The 23,636-nt window shown below is 41.4% G+C and carries 19 protein-coding genes; 9 read left to right on the forward strand and 10 right to left on the reverse strand.

Going from position 1 to position 23,636, the window contains the following annotated elements:
* Positions 1-52: 52 nt before the first annotated feature.
* From uhpA to C9J48_RS15025, 3 genes are all read left to right on the forward strand, one after another.
* Positions 53-661 (forward strand): response regulator transcription factor UhpA, encoded by a 609-nt coding sequence (gene uhpA / locus C9J48_RS15015; RefSeq protein WP_006233670.1) that lies wholly within the window; start codon positions 53-55, stop codon positions 659-661.
* Positions 661-2,241 carry a signal transduction histidine-protein kinase/phosphatase UhpB gene (gene uhpB, locus C9J48_RS15020; protein ID WP_006233671.1) on the forward strand — a complete coding sequence of 527 codons (1,581 nt, stop codon included), beginning with the start codon at positions 661-663 and terminating at the stop codon, positions 2,239-2,241. The genes uhpA and uhpB overlap by 1 nt, the downstream gene beginning before the upstream one ends.
* Positions 2,242-2,306: 65 nt before the next feature.
* Positions 2,307-3,644, forward strand: coding sequence for an MFS transporter (locus tag C9J48_RS15025; RefSeq protein WP_006233672.1), 1,338 nt, complete (start codon positions 2,307-2,309; stop codon positions 3,642-3,644).
* 26 nt (positions 3,645-3,670) lie between these two features.
* Here the strand turns inward: C9J48_RS15025 and C9J48_RS15030 are convergent, their stop codons facing one another.
* A complete protein-coding gene (locus tag C9J48_RS15030; protein ID WP_006233673.1) occupies positions 3,671-4,285 on the reverse strand; it encodes a DUF2982 domain-containing protein in 615 nt (204 codons plus the stop codon).
* 505 nt (positions 4,286-4,790) lie between these two features.
* Between C9J48_RS15030 and C9J48_RS15035 the strand changes: the two genes are divergently transcribed.
* Positions 4,791-5,204 (forward strand): hypothetical protein, encoded by a 414-nt coding sequence (locus tag C9J48_RS15035; RefSeq protein ID WP_006233674.1) that lies wholly within the window; start codon positions 4,791-4,793, stop codon positions 5,202-5,204.
* 321 nt (positions 5,205-5,525) lie between these two features.
* Positions 5,526-5,831, forward strand: a complete 306-nt coding sequence (locus tag C9J48_RS15040; RefSeq protein WP_006233675.1) for a hypothetical protein — start codon at positions 5,526-5,528, stop codon at positions 5,829-5,831.
* A gap of 129 nt (positions 5,832-5,960) precedes the next feature.
* On the opposite strand, the gene C9J48_RS15045 is transcribed toward C9J48_RS15040, so the two are convergent.
* A complete protein-coding gene (locus tag C9J48_RS15045; RefSeq protein ID WP_006233676.1) occupies positions 5,961-7,151 on the reverse strand; it encodes an amino acid aminotransferase in 1,191 nt (396 codons plus the stop codon).
* A 529-nt stretch (positions 7,152-7,680) separates the two neighbouring features.
* Here C9J48_RS15045 and C9J48_RS15050 point away from each other — a divergent pair.
* Positions 7,681-9,063: an MFS transporter gene (locus C9J48_RS15050; RefSeq protein ID WP_006233677.1), complete on the forward strand. Its 1,383-nt coding sequence runs from the start codon at positions 7,681-7,683 to the stop codon at positions 9,061-9,063.
* 154 nt (positions 9,064-9,217) lie between these two features.
* On the opposite strand, the gene C9J48_RS15055 is transcribed toward C9J48_RS15050, so the two are convergent.
* On the reverse strand, positions 9,218-9,994 hold the full coding sequence (locus C9J48_RS15055) for an enoyl-CoA hydratase (protein ID WP_006233678.1): 777 nt from the start codon (positions 9,992-9,994) through the stop codon (positions 9,218-9,220).
* 362 nt (positions 9,995-10,356) lie between these two features.
* Here C9J48_RS15055 and C9J48_RS15060 point away from each other — a divergent pair, with 362 nt between their 5' ends.
* Positions 10,357-10,827: a YehS family protein gene (locus C9J48_RS15060; protein WP_006233679.1), complete on the forward strand. Its 471-nt coding sequence runs from the start codon at positions 10,357-10,359 to the stop codon at positions 10,825-10,827.
* A gap of 92 nt (positions 10,828-10,919) precedes the next feature.
* Here C9J48_RS15060 and thiE read toward each other — a convergent pair whose 3' ends face one another.
* Entirely contained in the window at positions 10,920-11,534 is a 615-nt protein-coding gene (gene thiE / locus C9J48_RS15065; RefSeq protein WP_006233680.1) for a thiamine phosphate synthase, read from the reverse strand.
* 22 nt (positions 11,535-11,556) lie between these two features.
* On the reverse strand, positions 11,557-12,381 hold the full coding sequence (gene thiM, locus C9J48_RS15070) for a hydroxyethylthiazole kinase (RefSeq protein ID WP_006233681.1): 825 nt from the start codon (positions 12,379-12,381) through the stop codon (positions 11,557-11,559).
* 459 nt (positions 12,382-12,840) lie between these two features.
* Between thiM and C9J48_RS15075 the strand changes: the two genes are divergently transcribed.
* Positions 12,841-14,262 carry an alanine/glycine:cation symporter family protein gene (locus C9J48_RS15075; RefSeq protein ID WP_006233682.1) on the forward strand — a complete coding sequence of 474 codons (1,422 nt, stop codon included), beginning with the start codon at positions 12,841-12,843 and terminating at the stop codon, positions 14,260-14,262.
* 115 nt (positions 14,263-14,377) lie between these two features.
* Here the strand turns inward: C9J48_RS15075 and asnS are convergent, their stop codons facing one another.
* From asnS to queE, 3 genes are all read right to left on the reverse strand, one after another.
* Positions 14,378-15,778 (reverse strand): asparagine--tRNA ligase, encoded by a 1,401-nt coding sequence (gene asnS / locus C9J48_RS15080; protein WP_006233683.1) that lies wholly within the window; start codon positions 15,776-15,778, stop codon positions 14,378-14,380.
* Between the two features lie 341 nt (positions 15,779-16,119).
* Positions 16,120-18,948 (reverse strand): hypothetical protein, encoded by a 2,829-nt coding sequence (locus tag C9J48_RS15085; protein WP_006233684.1) that lies wholly within the window; start codon positions 18,946-18,948, stop codon positions 16,120-16,122.
* A gap of 317 nt (positions 18,949-19,265) precedes the next feature.
* Positions 19,266-19,934 carry a 7-carboxy-7-deazaguanine synthase QueE gene (gene queE / locus C9J48_RS15095; RefSeq protein ID WP_006233685.1) on the reverse strand — a complete coding sequence of 223 codons (669 nt, stop codon included), beginning with the start codon at positions 19,932-19,934 and terminating at the stop codon, positions 19,266-19,268.
* 280 nt (positions 19,935-20,214) lie between these two features.
* Between queE and mlc the strand changes: the two genes are divergently transcribed.
* Positions 20,215-21,429, forward strand: coding sequence for a sugar metabolism global transcriptional regulator Mlc (mlc, locus tag C9J48_RS15100; protein WP_006233686.1), 1,215 nt, complete (start codon positions 20,215-20,217; stop codon positions 21,427-21,429).
* A 76-nt stretch (positions 21,430-21,505) separates the two neighbouring features.
* Here the strand turns inward: mlc and C9J48_RS15105 are convergent, their stop codons facing one another.
* The gene (locus tag C9J48_RS15105; protein ID WP_006233687.1) at positions 21,506-22,069 is read right to left on the reverse strand and encodes an LON peptidase substrate-binding domain-containing protein; all 564 of its coding nucleotides are present in this window, start codon (positions 22,067-22,069) and stop codon (positions 21,506-21,508) included.
* Between the two features lie 134 nt (positions 22,070-22,203).
* On the reverse strand, positions 22,204-23,490 hold the full coding sequence (bioA, locus tag C9J48_RS15110) for an adenosylmethionine--8-amino-7-oxononanoate transaminase (RefSeq protein ID WP_006233688.1): 1,287 nt from the start codon (positions 23,488-23,490) through the stop codon (positions 22,204-22,206).
* Between the last annotated feature and the right edge of the window lie 146 nt (positions 23,491-23,636).

Raw genomic sequence — 23,636 nt, forward strand, 5'->3', positions numbered from 1 at the left:
ACGTAGGATGGATGTAGTTTAGCCTCCTTTTCATTTTCTTGGGTATCTTCAGATGATCAAAGTTGCATTGGTTGATGATCACATTATTGTCCGTTCAGGATTTGCTCAACTCTTATCAATGGAAGCTGATATAAATGTTGTTGGTGAGTTCGGTTCTGCTTTAGAAGCGCGCAAAGGTTTACCGGGTTCAGACGCTGATGTGTGTATTCTTGATATCTCAATGCCTGATGAAAGTGGCCTTTCATTATTAGCAGATCTTCCTTCTGGTATATCTTGCATTATGTTAAGCGTGCATGATTCAGCGGCAATTGTAGAAAAAGCATTAGAGTCGGGTGCGCGAGGGTATTTAACCAAGCGATGCAGCCCTGATGAACTCATACAAGCGGTTCGAACAGTGGCGAGCGGAGGGTGTTATCTAACCCCCGATCTTACAATGAAACTGGTGACCCCCAATCGTAGTCGACAGCCTATAGAGCAACTGACAAAACGTGAACGTCAGATAAGTGAAATGCTAGCACTAGGTTTAGATGTTAAAGCCGTTGCTGTTCGTCTTGGTTTAAGTCATAAAACGGTTCATGTACATCGTGCTAATGCCATGGATAAGTTGAATGTCAAAAACAATGTAGAGCTTGCGAAATGTTTCGAGAGTGAAACAGTGTAATGCGAAATTACGGCATAACATCTTTATGTGGTTGGTTACTGATCTCTTGTAGCTGGTTTTGCTTATGGGTGCTTTCCTATTATTTCATCATGGAACCAGAGCTTGCGATTTTACTGTTCCCTTTTGCTCTGCGCCTTGGCATCGTGTTACATACCCCCAAACGCTATTGGCTTGCGGTTTACGGTGCTGAATGGTGGCTTATGGTGTCATTGGCTATTTTACTCGACCAGCCGCAATGGCTATCGGTTATTGCGGCCAGTCTGATCAGTGTACCGATTACTTGGTTTGCTCAAAAATATTATTATGGTTCTCAATGGCGACGATTATGCGTTATGGGGACAGTGATTTTCTCAACGGCACTACTGAATGTACTGGTATTTAGTTCACAAATACTTAGTTTACAAATGCCTAGCTTACAGATGATGGGTGCACAAGATGCCGTATTGATCTCGGCACCATTGTATACATTATGGATGGTTTTTCTTGTCAGCGTGACTGGCGGTTTAATGTTAGTGCCAAGCTGTTATTTAATCTGGAGTTATTTGTTCCAGAAATCATGGATACCATTAACGGTCAACCTTGTATCTAAACCCATTGAGCTAAGAAGCAGACACGTGGTTATCTATGTTGTGTTGTTTGCATTAAGTATTGCAGCTCAAGTGGGGTTACCTGAAGAATTACGTCGCTTTGCGCCATTTTGTTTAGCCATTCCTATTATTTTGCTCGCTTTTCGTTACGGATGGCAAGGGGCACTATTAGGAACATTGCTTAACAGTGTGGCTTTAATTGCCGCGCGTAGTGGCGTGAGTAATATGGAAATAACAGACCTGTTATTATCACTTTCTGCGCAAAGTTTAACGGGAATATTGTTGGGTATGGGGATTCAACGCCAACGTGAATTGAATCAAAAACTCAGGCATGAACTAAATCGTAACCACAATTTATCCCGCCAATTAGTAAAAGCTGAAGAATCCGTGCGTCGAGATATCGCCCGAGAGTTACATGATGAAATAGGGCAGAATATTACCGCTATTCGTACCCAAGCGAGTATTTTAAAACGGGTTGAAAATACCCCGATGGGTGAAAGTTGCGCATCAACCATTGAAAGCCTGTCGTTGAATATTTATGACACCACGAAAGGGCTGTTAACGCAGCTTCGGCCTAAAACGTTAGACGACCTTGGTTTAGAAGAGGCAATTCACCAGTTAGTGCGTGAGTTAGAGTGCGAAGCAAATGGGATTTCGACAACCATTATTTGGAATGAACCGACGGATGTTGATTTAGATTTAAGCGATGCGACCAGCGTAACACTCTATCGAATTTGCCAAGAAGCGCTAAATAATATGGTGAAATATGCGCAAGCGACTGAAGCCAGAATCACAGTAACCTTCGAGCAAGATGTCTACTTAACCGTAAAAGATAATGGTGTGGGGTTTAAACCTGAAGAGACGTTACGTGGTTTTGGTTTACGTGGAATGAAAGAAAGGGTGCAAGCCTTAGGAGGGGAATTTACCCTTAGTAGTGATTCTGGCACCCAACAGCCCGGTACAGCATTACATGTTGTATTACCTAAGCTCTAAATCATGAACATTCAATATGTTTCTTATGACACCATTATTTACTTTTCAAATGAAGACCTGAATATATGATCGGTTTTTTAAAGTCGGAACAGCATGTACAGCCAGTGAAAGATCCAAAGCAAATCGATGAGCTTTATAAGTACTGGCGCTTTCATATTATGTTTACCATGTATGCGGGTTATGCTTTGTTTTACTTCACTCGCAAAAGCTTTAATTACGCGATGCCAGCAATGATTGCTGATTTAGGGCTCGATAAGTCAGATATTGGCTTAATGGGTACACTTTTTTATATTACTTACGGTGTTTCTAAGTTTCTATCTGGCATCGTGTCTGATCGGTCAAACCCACGCTATTTTATGGGCATAGGATTGGTCATGACGGGCGTTGTGAATATTCTTTTCGGCTTTTCTAGCTCTATCGTTATGTTCACCTTGCTTTGGATGATCAATGCGTGGTTTCAGGGGTGGGGCTGGCCCTCTTGTTCTAAATTGCTTACAACCTGGTATTCCCGTTCAGAGCGTGGCTTTTGGTGGTCTTTATGGAATACCGCACATAATGTAGGGGGGGCGTTAATTCCCTTACTTGTGGGTGTTGTAACCCTGCATTACGGTTGGCGATATGGATTTATTATTCCCGGTATTTTAGCGGTTTTTGTGGGACTATTTCTCTGTTGGCGATTGCGTGATAAACCTGTGACATTGGGGTTACCGACTGTTGGGCATTGGCGTAACGATACGCTAGAGTTAGCGCAAGAAAATGAAGGGTTAGGTTTAACTAATACCGAAATATTAAAGAAATATGTCTTAAATAATAAATACATTTGGCTGCTGGCTTTTAGTTATGTTCTTGTTTATATCGTGCGAACTGCCATCAATGATTGGGGCAATCTCTATCTGACTGAGCAACACCATTACAGCCTCATCACCGCGAATGCTGCCTTGTCGTTATTTGAAGTGGGCGGTTTTGTTGGCTCTTTAGTTGCCGGTTGGGGTTCAGATAAAATATTTGACGGAAATCGTGGGCCTATGAACTTGATTTTTGCCATTGGGATCTTTTTATCGGTTGCGGCTTTGTGGTTAATGCCGATGACTGGGTTTGTGCTTCAAGCTGGATGCTTCTTTGCAATTGGCTTTTTTGTTTTCGGCCCTCAGATGTTGATTGGTATGGCTGCTGCAGAATGCTCGCATAAAGACTCTGTAGGAGCTGCTACAGGGTTTGTTGGTTTGTTTGCGTATATGGGGGCGGCTTTAGCTGGGTATCCTCTAGCGTTAATTATGGAGCAATACCATTGGGCTGGCTTCTTTACAGTTATTTCATGCGCTGCTGCAGTGGTAGGGTTATTGTTGTTACCGTTCTTAAAAGCACAAACGTCAGATGTAAGTGCAGCGGCTATACCAAAGTAACCTCAAGGTGCATATAGATAGCGAGATTAGCGAGAGTCTGCAATATACCGTCGAGTCAGGCCAATAAAATCATTTATTGGCCTATCAAGTACGTCTTCTGAAATAAAAAAATCGTAACCAAGTAATTCACGGTTGTATCGCATTCTATTTGCCAGCATGGCTAATAACCCCTTCATTCTTTTACCGCTGGAAGTAATGTAATGAGTGTCATCAAAAAGCATGTCTTCGATTTCATGGGGTGGGGGCGTTAATTGCTTGTACGCTAATATCAATAGCCCTCGCTGTTCTATCAGTATTTTACTGGCGATTCGAGGGCAAATTGTATCTAAAAATTCTTCGTAATCTTTAATCTTCACCCCCGCCCATGGCAAGGCTTGATGCCAGCCTTCTTTTGAAATAGTTGCGGGCCCTATTTCGCTAATATTCTTCCATTTTGTTACCCATCCGCCTGTTGGGCTATGGTATTGGAGATGCATAAAAGTGAGGGTGAAAGAGAGGTCGGTATCATTGGATTGTTTGATTGCAATTATAAGAAGTGTGATGCATATGATGAGAATAATGGCTATAGCGGCTCCATTAGCCTGCGGAAATAAAAACACCCCAACGCCAAGTAGAATTAATACTACAAGACTAAATATCATCAGATATGCCCCTGATTTAGGCACTGGTGGTTTTATGTATATCGTATTCAATCGCGTCCTCTTGTCTCTGAATCCATACGATTAAAATAACTACTTTAAATAGTATGGTGTAATCTTGGCATCTCTGCCTAATCGAACTTCAAATACATTAAAATAGTTCGATAAATAACCTCTAAAGCGAGTAACTTATGCAACAGGTCGATTAATGGATTGTACATCTGCATCATGATTGTATTAATTAACCATTTCACAATGGTTTACCCTATTTTATTATCATTTTTACAACAGAAAAACATCACTGCTGCCTGAATGATTTTGTCACTAATTGAGCGATCTTTTTGTTAAAAGTGAGAACTTGTCTTCTATTTTTGAGTAAAGTCATACTTTGTTGTGTGTTAAACGACCGTTTGCTGGCATTCCTCGGACATACTTGGTATAACACGCGCTTACTTTTTCCCGCTGGAACAGTGGTGACTGAAAGTAGTGCAACGGAGTAGGAAATTTAATGAGAATCTCTCACAAACGTAAAGTTCAGCTTAAGTTACAAAAGCGTATTAAAGCGACTGTAGCAGTAGCAAAGCCAACAGCTGAGAAAGTTGTTGTAAAAAAAGCACCAACTGCAGAAACAGTTAAAGCAGCTGCTGCACCAGCGTCAAAAGTCGTTGAAGAGCAAAAGCCAGTTGAAGCTACAGCACCTGCTGCGGCTCAAGTGTCTTTAACTCCAAAACAGCAGCAAGTGCTGGATATTGTTGTTAGCAATCCAGAAGGTCTAAATCCGAAAGGTATTGGCCTTCAGGCTGGCCAAGAAGATGCGAAAGCGGCTTCATGGGCAACTGGTGCGCTTAAAAAACTAGCTGAAGAAGGCTTAGTTGAGCGTATCCAATTAGCAGGTAATAAAGTGCTTTATAAAGCGGCTTAATTATAGCTAAACCCGCTTCTTAATTTTAAGAAGTGGGTGTCCTTACTCTTTTCTAACGTTTAAATTCTAATCTTTTCTTATTATTCTCATTTATGAGACTTTGGCGTAGTCCCTGATGCATTTGTCTTAATTAGCCCCTTCTATCATGCGGTTTACCTCGTTATTTCTTATTGATTAGAATTCTATTTATTTCCTTGTTTTATTGATTGATACCCTTAGCTATGTCACAAAAATGACTATTTTTTGTCTCTCTGCTATAACTATTGATAACGAAGTGAAATTTATCAGGTATCTAGCCATGACACTCGGAGGCAATCTTTTATGACAATGATAAGTGCTAGAGAATTTTCTGACTGGCTTCGTAATCGTTTTGCTGAAGATGAGCAAGGGGTATGTTTAACGCGCGATGATATTAATCAATTGACGGGAAGGCAGAGCTTCTCGCTTGGATTTGTTCATGATATTCATTACGAGTTAATGAGACATGGCATGGCGTTTGTTACAGATACAACACGTGAAACTTTTTATTTAGTACCTATATCAACTAAACCTTGGCGAGCACAATTAGAGACTCAGTATGAAAGGGAACTTTTTTGTAATGTGCTACCTTTAGGTAAATCTGGCTAATGTGCGATGTAGCAGTCGCATCAACAAAACGATTATAATAAAGCAGTTAGGTTATTCGTAAAAATGTAAAAAAGGCGCTGATTAGCGCCTTTTTTTATTTGCCCGATTATTTCGAGTAATAGAGAGCTCTTAAAGTACTGCGGCAATACCTTTACATAATGGCAGCATGTTGTTCTTTGTCATACCAGCAACACTAATGCGGCCAGAACCAACAATGTAAATGCCAAACTCTTCTTTTAGGCGATTTACTTGGTCTTTGTTTAGACCAGAAAACGAAAACATACCGTTCTGACGTTCAATAAAGCTGAAGTCAGCATCAACACCACAGTCTTTTAATGTTTGAACAAAAAGCGTGCGCATTTCTTGAATACGATCGCGCATATCAGCGACTTCTTGTTCCCACTCATTACGTAATGCTTCATCATTTAGAATCTGGGTAACAATTGCCGCACCGTGCGCCGGCGGGTTCGAGTAAATAACACGAGCAATACTTTTCACCTGGCTAAATGCTGTTGCAGCTTGCTCTGCAGTCGTACCCACAAGAGTGAATGCGCCAACACGTTCGTTGTATAGACCGAAGTTTTTAGAGAAAGAGCTCGCGACTAATAGCTCTGAACATTGCTCGGCGAAAATACGCAGACCTTGTGCATCTTCTTCAACACCCACTGCGAAACCTTGATATGCAAAGTCGAACATTGGCAGTAACTTTTTCTCTACACACAACGCCGCTAGTTGGTGCCACTGAGCTTCAACAGGGTCGATACCTGTTGGGTTGTGGCAGCAACCGTGTAGTAAAACGATATCGCCTTCATTTGCGTTTGCAAGATCAGCTAAAGCAGCATCAAAATCGATATCTTTAGTTTCTGCATTGTAATAAGAGTAAGAGGCCGTTTCTAATCCTGCAGCCGCGAATACACCGATGTGGTTAGCCCATGTTGGGTTACTGATCCATACTTTTACATCGCCTAGTTGGCGTTTAATAAACTCGGCAGCAACACGTAGCGCACCAGTACCACCTGGAGCTTGAGCTGTTTGAGCACGTTTGTCTGAAATAATAGTAGCGTTAGCACCAAATAATAACTGCTGAACGGCAAGACCATACTCTGCTGTTCCTGGAATGCCTAAGTACGACTTTGTCGTTTCCTTTTCCAGTAAAATAGCTTCTGCTTTTTTTACTGTAGCAAGTACTGGCGTGTTACCTGACTCGTCTTTATAGATACCTACACCCAAGTTAATTTTCTCTGGGCGAGCATCATTTTTAAACTCATCAGTTAAGCCAAGAATAGGGTCGGCAGGCGCTGCAGTGATTTTTTCAAACATTAGTGGTCATCCATGCTAAGAAATAATTTGTTTAGTAGTCTATTTATACCCTTTGCAGTGGATCATTGACAAGAAATTGTAACAATTTGGCGCTAAAAAAATCTGTAGCACGCTTTAGTTAGAACTTTTACTTAACTTTTACTACATATCCTCAATATATCCCTCCATTTAAATTGTTGAAATTTTACTACTTAAGTGAGTGTTTAGTATTCATTTTGCTATAAATCCCTGCAAATGTAGTAATTTAACCAAAATAATTATAACTGCAACTTGTTGATGTGAGTCTGATCACGGTTGGTAGGGCAACGTCTGTCATAGGATTGCATCCCGAAAGAAATCGTTCTAATGCAATGATTTTTATCATGTTATGTATCCAAAGTATAAAAAAGCTTTGTTTACTGTTAGATCACTACTTAAGTGAATATTAAGAGTGATTAGGTTGAAAGGAATGATCCAATTCTCCTAAGTGATTTACTGAAAAGAAAAAGACGATCATTTAATAGAATTGGAATTACTTTGGGAAAGAGAAATGGAAAAGCCACGCCTATCTTTTTGGCAAATATGGAATATGAGCTTTGGATTCATGGGGATTCAATTCGGTTTTGGTTTACAAAATGCCAATGTAAGCCGAATTTTCGAAACCCTTGGTGCGAGTATTGATCAAATCCCTATCTTATGGATTGCAGCACCACTTACGGGTTTACTTGTACAACCTATTATTGGTTACTTTAGTGACCGAACCTGGACACCGTTAGGGCGTCGACGTCCATATTTCTTATTTGGTGCAATAGCGTCATCGTTAGCGCTGGTTGTTATGCCGTATTCACCCTATCTTTGGGTTGCAGCAGGTATGTTGTGGATCTTAGATGCATCAATCAATGTGTCGATGGAACCGTTCCGAGCGCTAGTCGCAGATAATCTTCCATCCGATCAGCGTACAGAAGGATTTGCGGTTCAAACCTTCTTTATCGGGGTCGGTTCTGTTATTGCGTCTGCAATGCCGTATGTGCTGAGTAACGTATTCAATGTTGCAAATACAGCACCAGTTGGTGAAGTCCCACCGTCTGTTAAAATCTCATTCATTTGTGGTGCTGTGGTGTTCCTAGGTTCTATTTTATGGACGGTTTATCGCACCAAAGAATATTCGCCTAAAGAATTAGCAGTATTCAACGGTGAAGATATTTTGGATGTGAAGATGGCATCTGAACCCGAAGAAAAAGCAAGTATGAAAGAGATTCTGACTGATCTCCGTGCTATGCCTAAAACCATGATGCAACTAGCCTTGGTGCAGTTCTTCTCTTGGTTTGCTTTGTTTGCAATGTGGATTTACACCACCTCAGCGGTAACCTCTCAAATTTTTGGTGCTACAGATAGCAGCTCTGCGCTGTATAACAAAGGTGCTGACTGGGTGGGGTTGTGTTTCGCGGCTTATAACGGTATTTCTGCGCTAGCTGCCTTTGCACTGCCATGGCTTGCAAGACGTACAAGCCGTAAGTTTGTACATAGTCTGAGCTTAATTATTGGTGGCATCAGCTTAGCAACGGTGTCTTTAGTCGAATCACCTAACATGTTAATGCTGAATATGGTGGGTATAGGGTTAGCGTGGGCAAGTATTCTATGTATGCCTTATGCGATTCTTGCTGGCGCGTTACCTGCTAAGAAAATGGGGTTCTACATGGGGGTATTTAACTTCTTTATCGTATTACCTCAAATTCTAGCAGCTGGTATTCTGGGCTTCTTTACTCGCTGGGCATTTAACGGTGACACCATGATGGCAATTGTCTTAGGTGGGGCATCAATGGTATTTGCAGGTATGTTGGTTGTTTTCGTGAAAGATGAAGATGAGCCCAATAAAATACCGTCAGCAACCCAGCGTAGTTCAACGCTGAAGTCGCAAGCTACAACGGCTTAGATTATTTCTCTATTATACTCAAACAAGCCGACGATTCGTCGGCTTGTCTATTTCTAAGCATCTAAGCATCTAAGCATCTAAGCATCTAAGCATCTAAGCACCTAAGCTTTCAGTACGTCTTGTCCTAAAATTGTCTTGTTAGAGAAGTGTTGGCTCAGAATTGACTGAAGTCAGGCGCGCGTTTCTCAAGGAATGCCGAAATGGCTTCCTTTGCCTCTGGTTGTGCTAATAAATCAAACAACAACTGATTTTCTATTTCAATACAGGCTAATAATGGCTCGATTGACGATGCATTTAATAAGGCTTTTGTATTACGCATTGCATTAGGGGGAAGACTCGCTAATTGTTTGACGTAGGTTTGCGCTGTGTTGAATGGGTTATCAACCACTTGGTTAACGAAACCGAGGCTCTCGGCTTCACTTGCCATCATTGGCTCACCCATCATGAGCATTGCCTTGGCTTTTCTTGTGCCAATGAGTTTTTCGAGCTGAATACTAGAAGCAAATTCAGGGCATAAGCCCAATGGGGTAAATGGAGTCTGAAAGCGAGTGTGAGGCGCGCAAAACACAAAATCACAATATTGTAGTAGGGTAGTTCCAATGCCAATAGCTGCGCCGTTTACGGCTGCTACAATGGGTTTGCGGCAGTTGAGTAGGGCAACCATAAAGCGCTCAACCTGTTGGCGGCTGTTGCTATTGTCTAAAGTACCTTGAGACATGTGTAAAAAATCATGCATGTCATTACCACTACAAAATACTTCGGTTGTGTGGGTTAATAATATTACCCGTACGCTATCATTATTATTAGCCTCAATGAGTATATCCGCTAAGCTTGTGTACATTTCGATGTTGAGTGCGTTTTTAGCATTAGGGCGATTAATTGAAATAGTGTAAATATGTTGGTCATGTTGAACGCTAATAAAGTCAGACATAATAAGCTTCCATTTCTATAATTTATTTTCCCCTCACCATTCTGGCACAAATTCAAACATACGTTTAACTTTATATTTACAAACGGTGCGTTTATTTTTCGGTTTTAGCTTCTTACTGCACTGTATGGGATTTGGGCTACTATTATTATTCTGGTTGATGTACCTACATCGATAGAGCTACCTCAGTCAGGTATTGACGCGATCAATCAGCTGTAATGCGCCTTTCTTATCTTCTTATTTGATAATTTAACCGATGGAAGACGAGAAAATGGTGAGGTTGTGGTGAAATCTGTTAAAATAGTCGGCTACTAACTTTGCAGTGGATCATTTTGATGCTGCTGCCATTGAACTAGGACATATTTGTGACCAATAACGATATCTTGCGCCGTATTCGCTTTACCTTTGATTTTAACGACAGCAAGATGATTGAAATCTTCGGCGCTGCTGAACTTGAAGTAACGCGCGAGCAGGTCAGCAATTGGTTGAAGAAAGATGATGATTCAGACTTTGTAAAAATTCGTGATATTGAATTAGCAACTTTCTTAAATGGTTTGATCAATGTTAAGCGTGGTAAAAAAGAAGGTCCTCAAGTTGAACCTGAAAAACGCCTAACGAATAACATGGTTTTCATGAAACTGCGTATTGCCTTGAACCTTAAGGCTGAAGATATCGTTGATATCTTAAAGCTTTCAGGGTTTGATGTAAGTAAGCATGAGCTTAGCTCGTTCTTCCGCAAGCCAGACAACAAGCATTACCGTGAATGTAAAGATCAAATTCTACGTAACTTCTTACAAGGTATTCAGCTAGATATTCGTCCAGAAACGGCAGAATAAAGCGACAGCAAATACGTGAGTATTACAGATAAAGAAAAGGCTACCTATCTATAGGTAGCCTTTTTTGTATCTGCGCATTTTACGCTAGGGAATTAACCTATTAGTTGGTTTAATTCTTCACACGCAATCTTAGGTGATTGCGCATGACAAATTGCAGAGACGAGAGCAATACCCGCAACGTGTGTTTGCGCGACTGTTTGAATGTTCTCTTTGTTAATACCACCAATGGCGACCAGTGGTAATTTACTGCTTTTAACGGCTTTACTTAAGCCATCGATTCTCCACGTATAGACGGTGTCGGTTTTGGTTGGTGTCGGGAAGATGGCGCTAATGCCAAGGTAATCGATGGGTAGAGATTGCGCGTGTTCAAGTTGCGTTTCATTCTCGACCGACAGCCCCAGTATTTTATTGGGGCCAATTAAACGACGAGCAATATCAGCAGGCATATCTGATTGCCCCAGATGAACACCATCAGCATCGACAGCCAATGCGACATCAATACGATCATTAATAATTAATGGAATACCCGTATTTAATAAAAGGGCCTTAATCACCATAGCACGCTGAATGAATGCTCGAATATCACCATGCTTCTCACGGATTTGTACCATGGTGACGCCGCCAGCGATGGCTTCTTTAATTACAAATGTTAATGCTTCAATATCTTGATGTTCATCGGTAACAAGATACAGTCGATATTTATTCATGTTTGTATACCCAAGTTGCCTTTTAGTGACATCCGTCTTCAACAAGATTAATGCGAATGTGTTCTCGTATTACAGCTTCATCAAGATGGTAGAGCGAATCTAATAGGTTTACTTGTAAGCTACCTGGTCCTGCTGCATCACGAGCTGCTATCTCGCCAGCAATACCTAGTACAGCGGTTGCAGCTAAGCCTGTAGGCTCTCCAATTGCGGCGAATGCGCCAGTAAGTGCAGTGTGAGAGCATCCCATTCCCGTTACATAAGGCATCATTTCATGGCCATTGTTAAGCGCAATGGTTGCTGTTGTGGTAACAATATAATCTGTTGCACCAGAGATCACGACGCTACAGTTATTTTGTGTCGCAAGGTGGTGTGCAGCGTGAACGGCTTTATCGCTGTTATCGAGTGCATCTACACCTTTTGATTGGGCCTGTTCGCCTGCAAGAGCAATAATTTCAGATGCATTACCACGAATCGTCAATTGATCGGCTAATGCCACAATCTGCCGCGCGGTATTAGTACGTAGCGCACTTGCCCCACAACCGACAGGATCGAGTATGACCGGCTTATTATTGGCGTTGGCTTGTTCTACCGCGTAGATCATACGAGGAATCCAGACTGAGTCTAGGGTACCAATATTGATCACTAAACTGCCTGCAAAGCTCATCATCTCTGCCATTTCTTCTTGGCTATGCGCCATGATAGGAGAGGCGCCAATCGCTAGCAGAGCATTGGCGGTATTATTCATGACGACGTAATTAGTAATGTTTACTACGAGTGGCTTTTGTTGGCGCAGCGTATTTAAAGCATCACAGATAGACTGTGTGTAATCGAGATCGCACTTTTTCAAGCATCTATTCCTTTTTTGTTTATTGCTAGCCAGTGTTTATTACTAACCAACGTAAAAGGCCAATGGAAATATTACTATCGAACCGTTGATCAAAATGGACAGTTCGACAACCCTGAATATTTATCTGTTTGGAATAAATTCTACGCGCTTGCAGCCTAATTGTATCTGAAAATAAGTGCGTGTGTAGTTAGACTAAATCTGCGGCAAACCCCTTTGGGCATTGAAATAACCAGAACGCCTCAGAGATTTCCGACTAAAGATTTTGTGACCGACTATACTCTTCTCAACTATCTTTCAGGGTTGGTAGTACATAACAGAAGTTTTGACGAGTCAGTCACCAAACTTAATCATTCCGTAAAGTGAGGAACGAACTTGTACGGTATCTAAGGCGTACACGGTTATAGCTGGATCCCGGATATCTCGTTCCTCTATTCCGGACTGATATGTTTAGGAGTCGAGATGGAATTGTTAGAAAGCCTTTTTGGTGTAATTGGAGATCTCACTTGGGGATGGGCACTTATACCATTCCTGGTCGTATTGGGTCTATTCTTTACTTTCGTTACCGGATTTGTTCAATTTACTTTCTTTGGACGCATGTTCAGTGTTTTATTAAACAAAAACCAAACAGCCGACAGGAATGCAATTTCAGGTCGTGAAGCGCTTTTATTATCTGTTGGTGGTCGTGTTGGTGGCGGTAACATTGCAGGTGTAGCTGTTGCAATTTCTCTTGGTGGTCCTGGTGCTGTATTTTGGATGTGGGCAATTGCGCTGGTTGGTATGGCAACAAGCTTAGTGGAATGTTCACTCGCTCAGCTTTATAAGCGAAAAGAAGGTGATGCATTTCGTGGAGGTGCTGCACGTTCGATAATTCATGGTCTTGGTGAAGACTATCGATGGCTTGCTTACCTATATGCCGTTTGTTTGATTGCTTCCTTTGCGATTGGTTTTAATGCCTTTCAAGGTAATACCGTTGCAGGGGCTGCGCAGGATAGCCTGGGTATTGACCGCATGTGGACTGGTGGCCTGTTAGCTATTATTACTGGTTTTATTATTTACGGTGGTATTAAACGTATCGCTAAAACGGCGGATGTTATCGTACCTATTATGGCTATCGGGTATGTCGCAATGGCGCTTCTAGTCATCTTAATCAACATCACTGAGATCCCAGCGGTCATTGGTAGTATCGTATCTAACGCATTTGGTTGGGAGGAAGCTGTTGGTGGCGGTATGGGGACTGCGATGGCACAAGGTTTGCGCCGTGGCCTGTTCTCAAATGAAGCTGGCCTGGGTTCGGCGCCCAATGTCGCCGCCACGGCCGATGTCGCTCACCCAATCACTCAGGGCATCACACAGTCTTTATCGGTATTTATTGATACAATCTTAATCTGTAGCTGTACGGCATTTGTTATCTTACTGGGTGATGTTTATGTTCCTGGCGCAGAAGGCATTGATGGTGTCGTTTTGACTCAGCAGTCACTGGTTTCACATATAGGGGCTTGGTCTCAGTACTTTCTGACTGGGGCGATTTTGCTCTTTTCTATTAGTTCTATCATCTACAACTACTATCTGGGGGAGAACGCCCTCACATTCATGTCAAAGAACAAACTGTCTGTACACATTCTTCGCTTTGTTGTGATCGGGATTATCTTTTTGGGCGCAGTTGCTCCGGGAGCAACGTCAGTGTTTTTCTTCTCAGATCCGATGATGGGCATCCTTGCTATCGTTAACTTGTTAGCACTTATAATGCTGTTTCCTACGCTCATCCGTATTTTGAAAGACTATAAGAAGCAACTTAAAGCAGGTATCGAACACCCACAATTCGACCCCAAAGATTTCCCTGATCTAGATATTGACCTCAAAGCGTGGAAACCAAAAAAATAAGATCGTGATATTGAAATGAAGTTAAAAAAAATCCCCAGTTTAAAAACTGGGGATTTGTGTATAAGAGACAGCCTAGAAGGAAGTCTTTTCAATTCACGTTAGTTGCAAGTTCAAATTAGAAGTTTGCAGAACGTGGTGCGCGTGGGAACGGAATTACGTCACGGATGTTTTGCATGCCAGTAACGTAAGTAACCAAACGCTCAAAACCTAGACCGAAGCCTGAGTGAGGAACTGTACCGTAACGACGTAAGTCGCGGTACCATTCGATGTGGCTTGCATCGATACCCATTTCAGCAATACGCTTATCTAGCAGCTCTAAACGTTCTTCACGCTGAGAACCACCAATAATCTCACCGATACCTGGTGCTAGAACGTCCATAGCAGCAACCGTTTTACCATCGTCATTCATACGCATGTAGAATGCTTTGATATCTTTCGGGTAGTTTTTAACAACTACAGGTGCTTTGAAGTGCTCTTCTGCAAGGTAGCGTTCGTGTTCAGAAGACATATCAATGCCCCACTCAACATCAAACTCAAACTTACGACCAGAATCTTGTAGGATCTGGATTGCATCAGTGTAATCAACTTGTGCAAAGTCAGAATCGACAAATTGCTCTAGACGAGTGATTGCTTCTTTGTTGATACGCTGTGCAAAGAATTCAAGGTCATCACGACGTTCTTCAAGTACGGCTTTGAATACGTACTTAAGCATGTCTTCAGCCAGTTTCGCTGCATCATCAAGATCGGCGAAAGCAACTTCAGGTTCTACCATCCAGAATTCCGCAAGGTGGCGGCTGGTGTTTGAGTTTTCAGCACGGAAAGTAGGGCCGAATGTGTATACTTTGCTTAATGCACAAGCATAAGTTTCAGCGTTTAACTGACCAGATACTGTCAGGAATGTTTCTTTACCGAAGAAGTCTTTATCGTAATCAACTTCGCCAGCGTCCGTCATCGGAACGTTAGCCATATCAAGTGTTGATACACGGAACATCTCACCCGCACCTTCACAGTCAGATGCTGTGATAAGTGGAGCAGACATCCAGAAGAAACCTTGCTCGTGGTAGAAGCGGTGAATTGCCTGAGACAGACAGTTACGTACACGCGCTACAGCACCAATCATGTTAGTACGCGGACGTAGGTGCGCAACTTCACGAAGGTACTCAATTGAGTGGCGAGTTTTCGCCATTGGGTATGTATCAGGGTCTTCAACTAAACCTACAACTTTAACGTCAGTTGCAGCAAGCTCAAAATCTTGACCTTTAGCAGGAGACTCAACAATTTTACCCGTTACTTCAACAGAGCAACCAGTAGTTAGTTTTAGGACTTCTTCTTGATAATTATTTAACTCATTCGGGACCACGGCCTGAATCGGGTCGAAACAAGAGCCGTCATAAATGGCAAGAAAAGAGATCCCAGCTTTGGAATCACGACGTGAACGGATCCAGCCTCGAACAGTAACTTCACTGTCTACTGCTAGCTTTCCGCTTAGTACGTCTGTTACAGGCGCGTAAGTCATGTTTAAAATATTCTCCGTTAAGGCACTCATACTTCATCATTAAAGATAAGTCGTGCTTTAAAATACATTCCGAATAATCAATATTACCTTTCTTACGTCAGGCATCAAGCTTTGTTATCACTTGAAAGCGTAAATAGCGAAAGTAATCGCTCTAGACGCTATGATTGCTGCCTAATAATTGCACGAATCTCTTAATGTTGAGGTTATTGTGCGTAATTTGACCAGAAATGGTGATACTGAGGGTGGCGTTATCCAATCAGGTAGCTGCAATGACACGCGAAATAAATATAGATAAAAAAATCAGGCAAGTATTCTTGCCTGATTATTATTATTTAAGCACTTTAGGCTTGATTAAGGTATTCACAGGTTTGACCGTCATTCAAAATCGTCCCTTTTGCTGGCACTGATGGGGTTTCTGGTTCAGCTGGTGGCTCTCCTTCTGCTGGCACTTCAGGCTCAGGTGGAGGAGGCGGCGGAATGATAACTGCTTCAGGTATATCATCAGCGCGGACTAAGGTCACAATATCACTCCACATTTCACCTTCTTGCGTGGTGTACATTAAGGCTTCATCACTCTGCCAACGTGTTTGGTGATTAAAGGCTTTAATCGCAAAGTGTAGGCCATCAGACTCTGTGACTTTAATTCGCTCATTCATTGAACCATCAAGTGCTTGATAATAAAGGGTGCCATCTTCTTCAATTCGCCACCTGATTTCGAAGTTAAAACCACAACCATCAGTATCGCCGTATGAACCTTTGAAGTAGTCACCGTCAAAATTGTCTGTGAGTTTTAAATACCGTGAACTATCACCAGCAAACGTTAAAGCGAGATCATCGCTGGTAACACCGGCATCATTAAGCAACATATTTTCTGTAAAACGAGTGGTTTTTTGCTCCCAGCTAACAAGGCACGCTGCTGTTTGCGTTGTGTATTGAGTCAGTGATTGTTTGGTGATTGGGGCTATGGTGTCAAAGCTCCAACCAGAATCATTTGTATCACAGGCTAAAAGCTGATCGGGTGCGTATTCTTTTACGATTTTAGAATAAACCGTTTCAGAGGGTGAACCGACACCGTCATCGTTAATTGAATAGGCCTTTATCACATGTAATTTATCGTTTAGGTTGTGGTTCGTTCTTGCCCAATAATCGAAATTGTCATCACTGGCTGGTGATGTCCAATCCATACGTAAATAGCCATCGTCTGTTAAAGACCATGTTCTGACAATGTCTTCTTTAACGCTATTTTTGTAAAATTCCCAATTATTATTTTCCTTTAAAATGATGGTGCTTATTTCACCTTCAGGAGTGATTTGAACAATATGTTGATCGATTAATTCGCTAATGGTTTGAGTATTAAAACGATCATCACCACCACATTCAATCACAGCGTTAAGGTATTTATCTCCATTGGCATTGGATGTGTTGCCATAATTACAAAGACCAAAAGCGGGAAGATTACTGCGTGAGGCAAGAGCAAAAATTTGTTCCTTAGCGGCAACGTTAAATCCTGAAAAATGAGATTTTTCACCATCGAGCAGTGTTTCACCTATATTGATGTAATTTTTATCATTCACTAAGAACAGTTGGCGTGTATCGAAGTCATAACTTGCATCAAGTTGGGTAATAAGATTGGGTACCTCGAATCGGATGAGTTCTTTACCAAACGTATTGACTGAGCCCCATGTACCTTCGGCTTGAACTTGCCAATTATCACCTGCAACCTTGTACCAGTAAAGTACGGTATTGAAGTCATTACTAATAAATTCAGCCACGATATTATCTGAGATCTTAAAGCCATTAACATTTAGGAATGTTTCGCTAGGCTCGTTGGTAAAGATATCGTCAAGATCAGTGTAATAAAGAAGCGGGGCGATAACGGGAGCAATACGGCAATCAGCGACATCATTTCGGTTATTACATAATAGGTGTTGGTCTGTTTGAGGTTTCCATGTGAAATAAAAGCCGTATGCACCGTCTTCAAACACGCCATCTTCTTTTATGTATTTAGTCAGGCGGTGATTCTCTTCTGTCGCTAAATAATCGTGCATTTTTTTATCAGTTAACGAGTAAGCATTAGCTTCGAGTGTTAGCCCTTTATCATCATCGTTATTGAGTGCCGCATTGGTCAAAATAGCGGTTCTTGGTGTAATAAACAGCACTTGTAAATAATCGTACAGCCCGACCCAACCTTCAGCGGTAAGGATTTGTTCCGTAATATCATCGTCACTAAATGCAGTTGTGCCGCTGAAGTAAGTGAAATATTCACTCAATGTGATTTCTTCGTCACCATTTTTATCCCACTTATATTGAGCGGTTATACTTTCTTGCCCATCGTGAGACGTATGGTCGGCATTGATATTATTACCTTCGTTAGATGCCTGACTTTTTAGCTGCCAGAATCCTTCCGTTAAAATCGCCTGTACGTCTGAAATTTCGCTGCTTTGCTCGGTGTATTTACGTTCAATTAAGCCTGATGTCATTGCTTTAACGAGGGTTAAATCCATCATACTTTCAACAGTGATACCCCTTAGGCCGATTTGTGAAACTAAAATATTATTAAGTTCGACCCCTATTTCATCAAACATCTCTGTCGCAGTACGTAACTCTATAAAGCCAGGTTTAGAAACGACCTCACTAAATATTCCCCAATCGTCATCATTAACTACTTTTTGTGCCACAGAGAAGTAGGCGAGGGTCGAGCTGAGCGTGACAGCAACATCGGTAGAGAGAAGTGGCGCAACAAAGACATTATCAGGCAGTGCTTCACCAATGATAAAATCAGGCGTATTGAAACGGCTAACAAGAACAACAGCATTGAAGCGTGTAAGCGTATCTGCATCAATAATATATGTTCCTACTGGGCCTTCTTCCCAATGGGTAATATCAGCTTGTCGATAAATTTTACCCTCAGCATCAAGCAGAACAATAACAAAATTACCCTCACTAAGATTGATGAGTGCATCGGCATAGGCACTTTTCATGATACCAGTCGTTGATTGGTAGGCTGTGTTAACACCTAGTGGTACATCAACACTAATATTGAAGCGGGTTGAGACTGGTACTTGTGCTGCGGGTGCTGCTGCAACAGGATCTCCAGGTCCTCCGCCACCACAGGCTTGTAACAAACCTAATGCCACAGCACAGAGTAATACTCTTAGATAATTGCGCATGCTGACTTCCCCAATTGGTAAATTTTTATGTGTCTTTATTTTTGCTGAGTATAGATATAGGGGAATTATTTTGTGTAAAAGGGGAGAGCCGATCTTGGCTATGAAACGGATTCTAATATTTGAGATTATTGTGAGACAGGTAATGAGAAGCGGGTTTTCGCATCAGGCTGATGATTTTTATTCTAAATAAATCAGTTATTTTAAATAAATTAGCTTTTCAAAGAAAACGGTGTCTCTTTAGGAGCCACCGTTAATCTTAATATGTAACAGCTGTAATTCTTAACAAGTGTTATAGGTAAAAATATGAACGTCAGAATTTAAGCAATAGCTAAATATTTATGTGTCTGAATAGACAACCGCCAGTTACGTTTAATGCAAGTTTCGATACATAAATCCGTTGCTCTTGGTTTCTGGCTGATCGGCTGCAAAGCGATGGTCACGTTTTGTTTTAATGTTACGCCGTTAATAAGTGTATCAAGCTGTTCAATGTCTTTACTTGTGCCAACAGGGTGCTTGATTTCATCTGCACGTGAAAGTGCTGAAGCTAAAACGGGAAGCTTCGCTTTCATATTGATTTTAGGGGAGACCGTTACCCAGGTATCTTCAGTTGCCAGAATCTCAGATGTACCACTGGTTTCTATCTGGCAGTTAAACCCAGCGGTTTCTAATGCCGCTGTTAATGGTATAAGATCATAAATACAAGGTTCGCCACCTGTAATAACCACATGCCTTGCTGTGTAACCTTGATCTTGCAGTAGAGCGACAATACCTTGGGCGTCAATATTGGTCCAAAGGGGGGAGTCTCCTTTTTTTGCCATGATGTCATTTAACGATGCATAATCAGTCGGCTCTGCATCCCATGTTTGCTTGGTATCACACCATGAGCAACCAACAGGGCAAACCTGTAAACGAACAAATATCGCAGGAACACCAGTGAAAGTACCTTCACCCTGAATTGTCTCGAAGACTTCATTTATCTTGTACACCGCATAACCTCATGGCGAATCAGAATTGTGATGAGGGATTCTGATTCAAAAAATATAAATTTTATTTTCAAAATTAAATGTGCAAAAAACACAAGCGGGGCATTATGTCAGAACAAAAAGTAGTTGTCTTTACTCATTCCTCGTGACACGTATCACGTACTGAGAAGAATAGTCTTCACAATTACTTCGCAAAGTAAAAAAATTAGTTCGCAACGAAAAATAATGTTATTTTTTGTTTTTTTATAGTATCGATTTTTTATTTTTAGACGGGAGTAATGGCATGTATGTCGCTCAGCCTGGACATATTGACCACATTAAACGTAATAATGCCGGCAGCGTGTACAAACTTATTGATTTATTTGGGCCTATTTCGCGAATTGAATTATCTAAACGAAGTCTGTTAGCACCTGCAAGTATTACAAAGATTACGCGTGAGTTGATAGATGCTCACTTAATCAAAGAAACGCAGTATCAAGAAACCCTAAGTCGAGGTCGTCCCGCTATTGGTTTAGTGCCTGCCAATGAAGGCTGGCAGTTTTTATCAATACGATTAGGACGTGGTTATTTAACTATTGCTTTGCATGAATTAGGCGGTGATATCTTGATGGAAGAGCGTCAAGATATTGAAGAGTTACAACAAGAAGCGGTTATTGAGAAGTTACTGAGTGAAATTAACATTTTCTTTGCTAACCATGTTAGTGAGTTAGACCGAATAACTGCGATTGCCTTAACATTACCTGGCTTGGTGAACTCACAAGAAGGTATTGTTTTACAGATGCCGCATTACGATGTGAAAAATCTGGCGTTGGGTCCGACTATTCATGAAGCGACGGGCTTACCTGTATTTATTGGTAACGATACCCGATCTTGGGCGCTGGCTGAGAAGCTATTTGGTAACTCCCGAGGTGTTGCTAACTCCATTTTAGTGTCAATTCATAATGGCGTTGGTGCTGGTATTATTTTGGATGACAAAGTACTACAAGGCAGTACGGGGAATGTCGGAGAGTTAGGGCACATTCAAATTAAGCCTTATGGCAAGCGGTGCTTCTGTGGCAATCACGGTTGTTTAGAGACAGTTGCGAGCTTAAAAGCGATTTTGGAGCAAATTGAACAGCGATTAAAAGAAGGGCACCCTTCTTGTTTGCATGGCACAACACCTACAATTGAAAGTATTTGTGATGCAGCAGTTGCAGGAGATACGTTAGCGCGTCAAGTTATTATTGAACTTGGCCATCATCTTGGGCAAGCTATTGCGATCATGGTGAACTTGTTTAACCCAGATAAAATCTTAATCGGAGGGGAATTTAATCGTGCTAAAAAAGTGTTATACCCCGCGATATTAGAGTGCATTCGTAATCAATCTTTACCTGTTTATAATCGTGACTTAATTGTTGAAGAAAGTTGCTTTTATACACAAGCGACGATGCCCGGTGCAGCTCTGGTTAAGCAGGCGATGTATGACGGTCACTTATTAATGAAGTTAGTTGATGGCTAGGGGTTGTTTGTATTTTAAATAAATAAACGCAGTGAATAACTGCGTTTTTTTTGAATATACAAAGACAAAATAGATATCATCTTTTTTTCAATTCTTCTTCAATTACAGTATGAAGAAAAGACATAGCGGCACGACTATCAACTCTGCTCATGAACCATTGTTTTTGATTCGTCTCGAGAGGTAATATTTCCAACCATCGCTGGCATACCCAGGTCATGTCATTGAAATCAGGTTCTTGATAGTACTCACCATGTTCAGGGTACTCCCTAAAAAGGGTTCTTAAGCTATTAGCAATATCGCGGTCAACAAATTTAATGTCGGATTTTGACCAATTTTCTAACATGGTTACCTCGCCGACAATTAAGCCATCTTCCTCTTCCCAATGGTCGTTAATTATAAATTTTTCAACACCTTTGATAGTGATACCAAGTAATCCATCAGGAAGAGCTTCAAAATCTGTAATGATGACACGAGTACCAAAGTGGCAAAGTGTTTTATCATTTTTCATGCACAAGCCAAAGCCGTCATTGCAAGCCATCGCAAGCTTCACTAAGCGTATGTAGCGTGGTTCGAAAATCCTAAGCTTACTGATACCACCTGGTAACAAATACATTTGCATAGGAAAAAGGGGCAGTTGCATCATTGGTCACCCTTACTGTCGTTATATCTATATTACGTATGATGTTTCTTTAACGATCAGTATTCAGTATAAGCAGACAAAGATAGGAATCTGTCTGCTTTTCGATAATACGAAAGAGTAATCCAACCCTGGCTTTATTGTGATTTTAGCGTTCGCAATATTGCTACAGTGAGACAGCTAAGTTCTTGTGGTGTAATAATAAAAGGGGGCATGATGTAAATCAGTTTGCCAAATGGACGAATCCATACACCTGCGTCTACAAAACTTTTTTGAATTTCAGCCATGTTGACAGGTTCGTATAGCTCAACTACGCCAATAGCGCCTAACCATCTAACGGCTTTAACACAATCAAGTTGACCAATTTCTGGCAATAGCTCTGACAATTGTTGTTCAATGCTTAAAACTTGCTGCCGCCAATTACCTTGTATTAAAATTTCGAGGCTGGCATTGCCAACGGCACAGGCCAAAGGATTACCCATGAATGTGGGGCCGTGCATAAAGCAAGCGGCTTCACCACTGCATACTGTATCTGCCACGTGTTTGGTGGCTAGCGTCGCCGATAATGTCATGTACCCACCAGTGAGTGCTTTGCCGACACACATAATATCAGGGCTAATTCCTGCATGTTCACAGGCAAACATTTTTCCTGTTCTACCGAAGCCCGTTGCAATTTCGTCTGCAATTAATAATACATTATGTTCATCACATAATTCACGAATGCGTTTGAGGTACATCGGGTGGTAAATACGCATGCCTCCTGCACCTTGAACAATGGGTTCAATAATAACAGCGGCTAATTGTTCTTTATTATTGTTTAGCTTCTCTTTGAAATCGCTAATGTCACTCTCACACCATTCCTCGTAAAAACCAAGCTCTGATGATTCTGCAAAAATGTGCTCAGGTAAAAAGCCTTTGTATAGGCTATGCATGGAATTATCAGGGTCGGTAACCGACATTGCAGCAAATGTATCGCCATGGTAACCGTGACGAACGGTTAAGAATTTAGGGCGAAGCTGCCCTTTTGCATGCCAATATTGCAATGCCATTTTTAATGAGACTTCAACCGCAACAGAACCAGAATCAGCTAAGAAAACATGCTGTAAAGGTTCAGGCGTTATGGCTATAAGTTTACGGCAAAGTTCGACAGCAGGTTCATGCGTAATACCACCAAACATGACATGTGACATTTTATCGATTTGATTTTTTGCTGCCTGATTAAGAGCCGGGTGGTTATAGCCATGAATTGTTGACCACCATGAAGACATACCATCGATAAGCTTACGACCATCTTCTAATGTGAGATACACCCCGCTGGCACTTTCAACCGGATAACAAGGCAGCGGATTTATCGTCGATGTGTAGGGGTGCCAAACATGCTGTTGGTCAAATTCCAAATCAATCTTATTGGTTGTTTTTTGCACAGATGTAAACCTTGGTGTCTATTGTATGTTGACAGTCTACTAACTCTCAGTAGACTAGCCAAGTATAGAAAGCCGCTAGGGTCCAGATATTTTCTTAAAAAGAGGATTCTAGTGAGAGCAACAATATTATTACTATAAAGAGGTTA

Origin of the sequence: Photobacterium profundum, assembly GCF_003026285.1 — a bacterium.
GTDB lineage: Bacteria > Pseudomonadota > Gammaproteobacteria > Enterobacterales > Vibrionaceae > Photobacterium > Photobacterium profundum.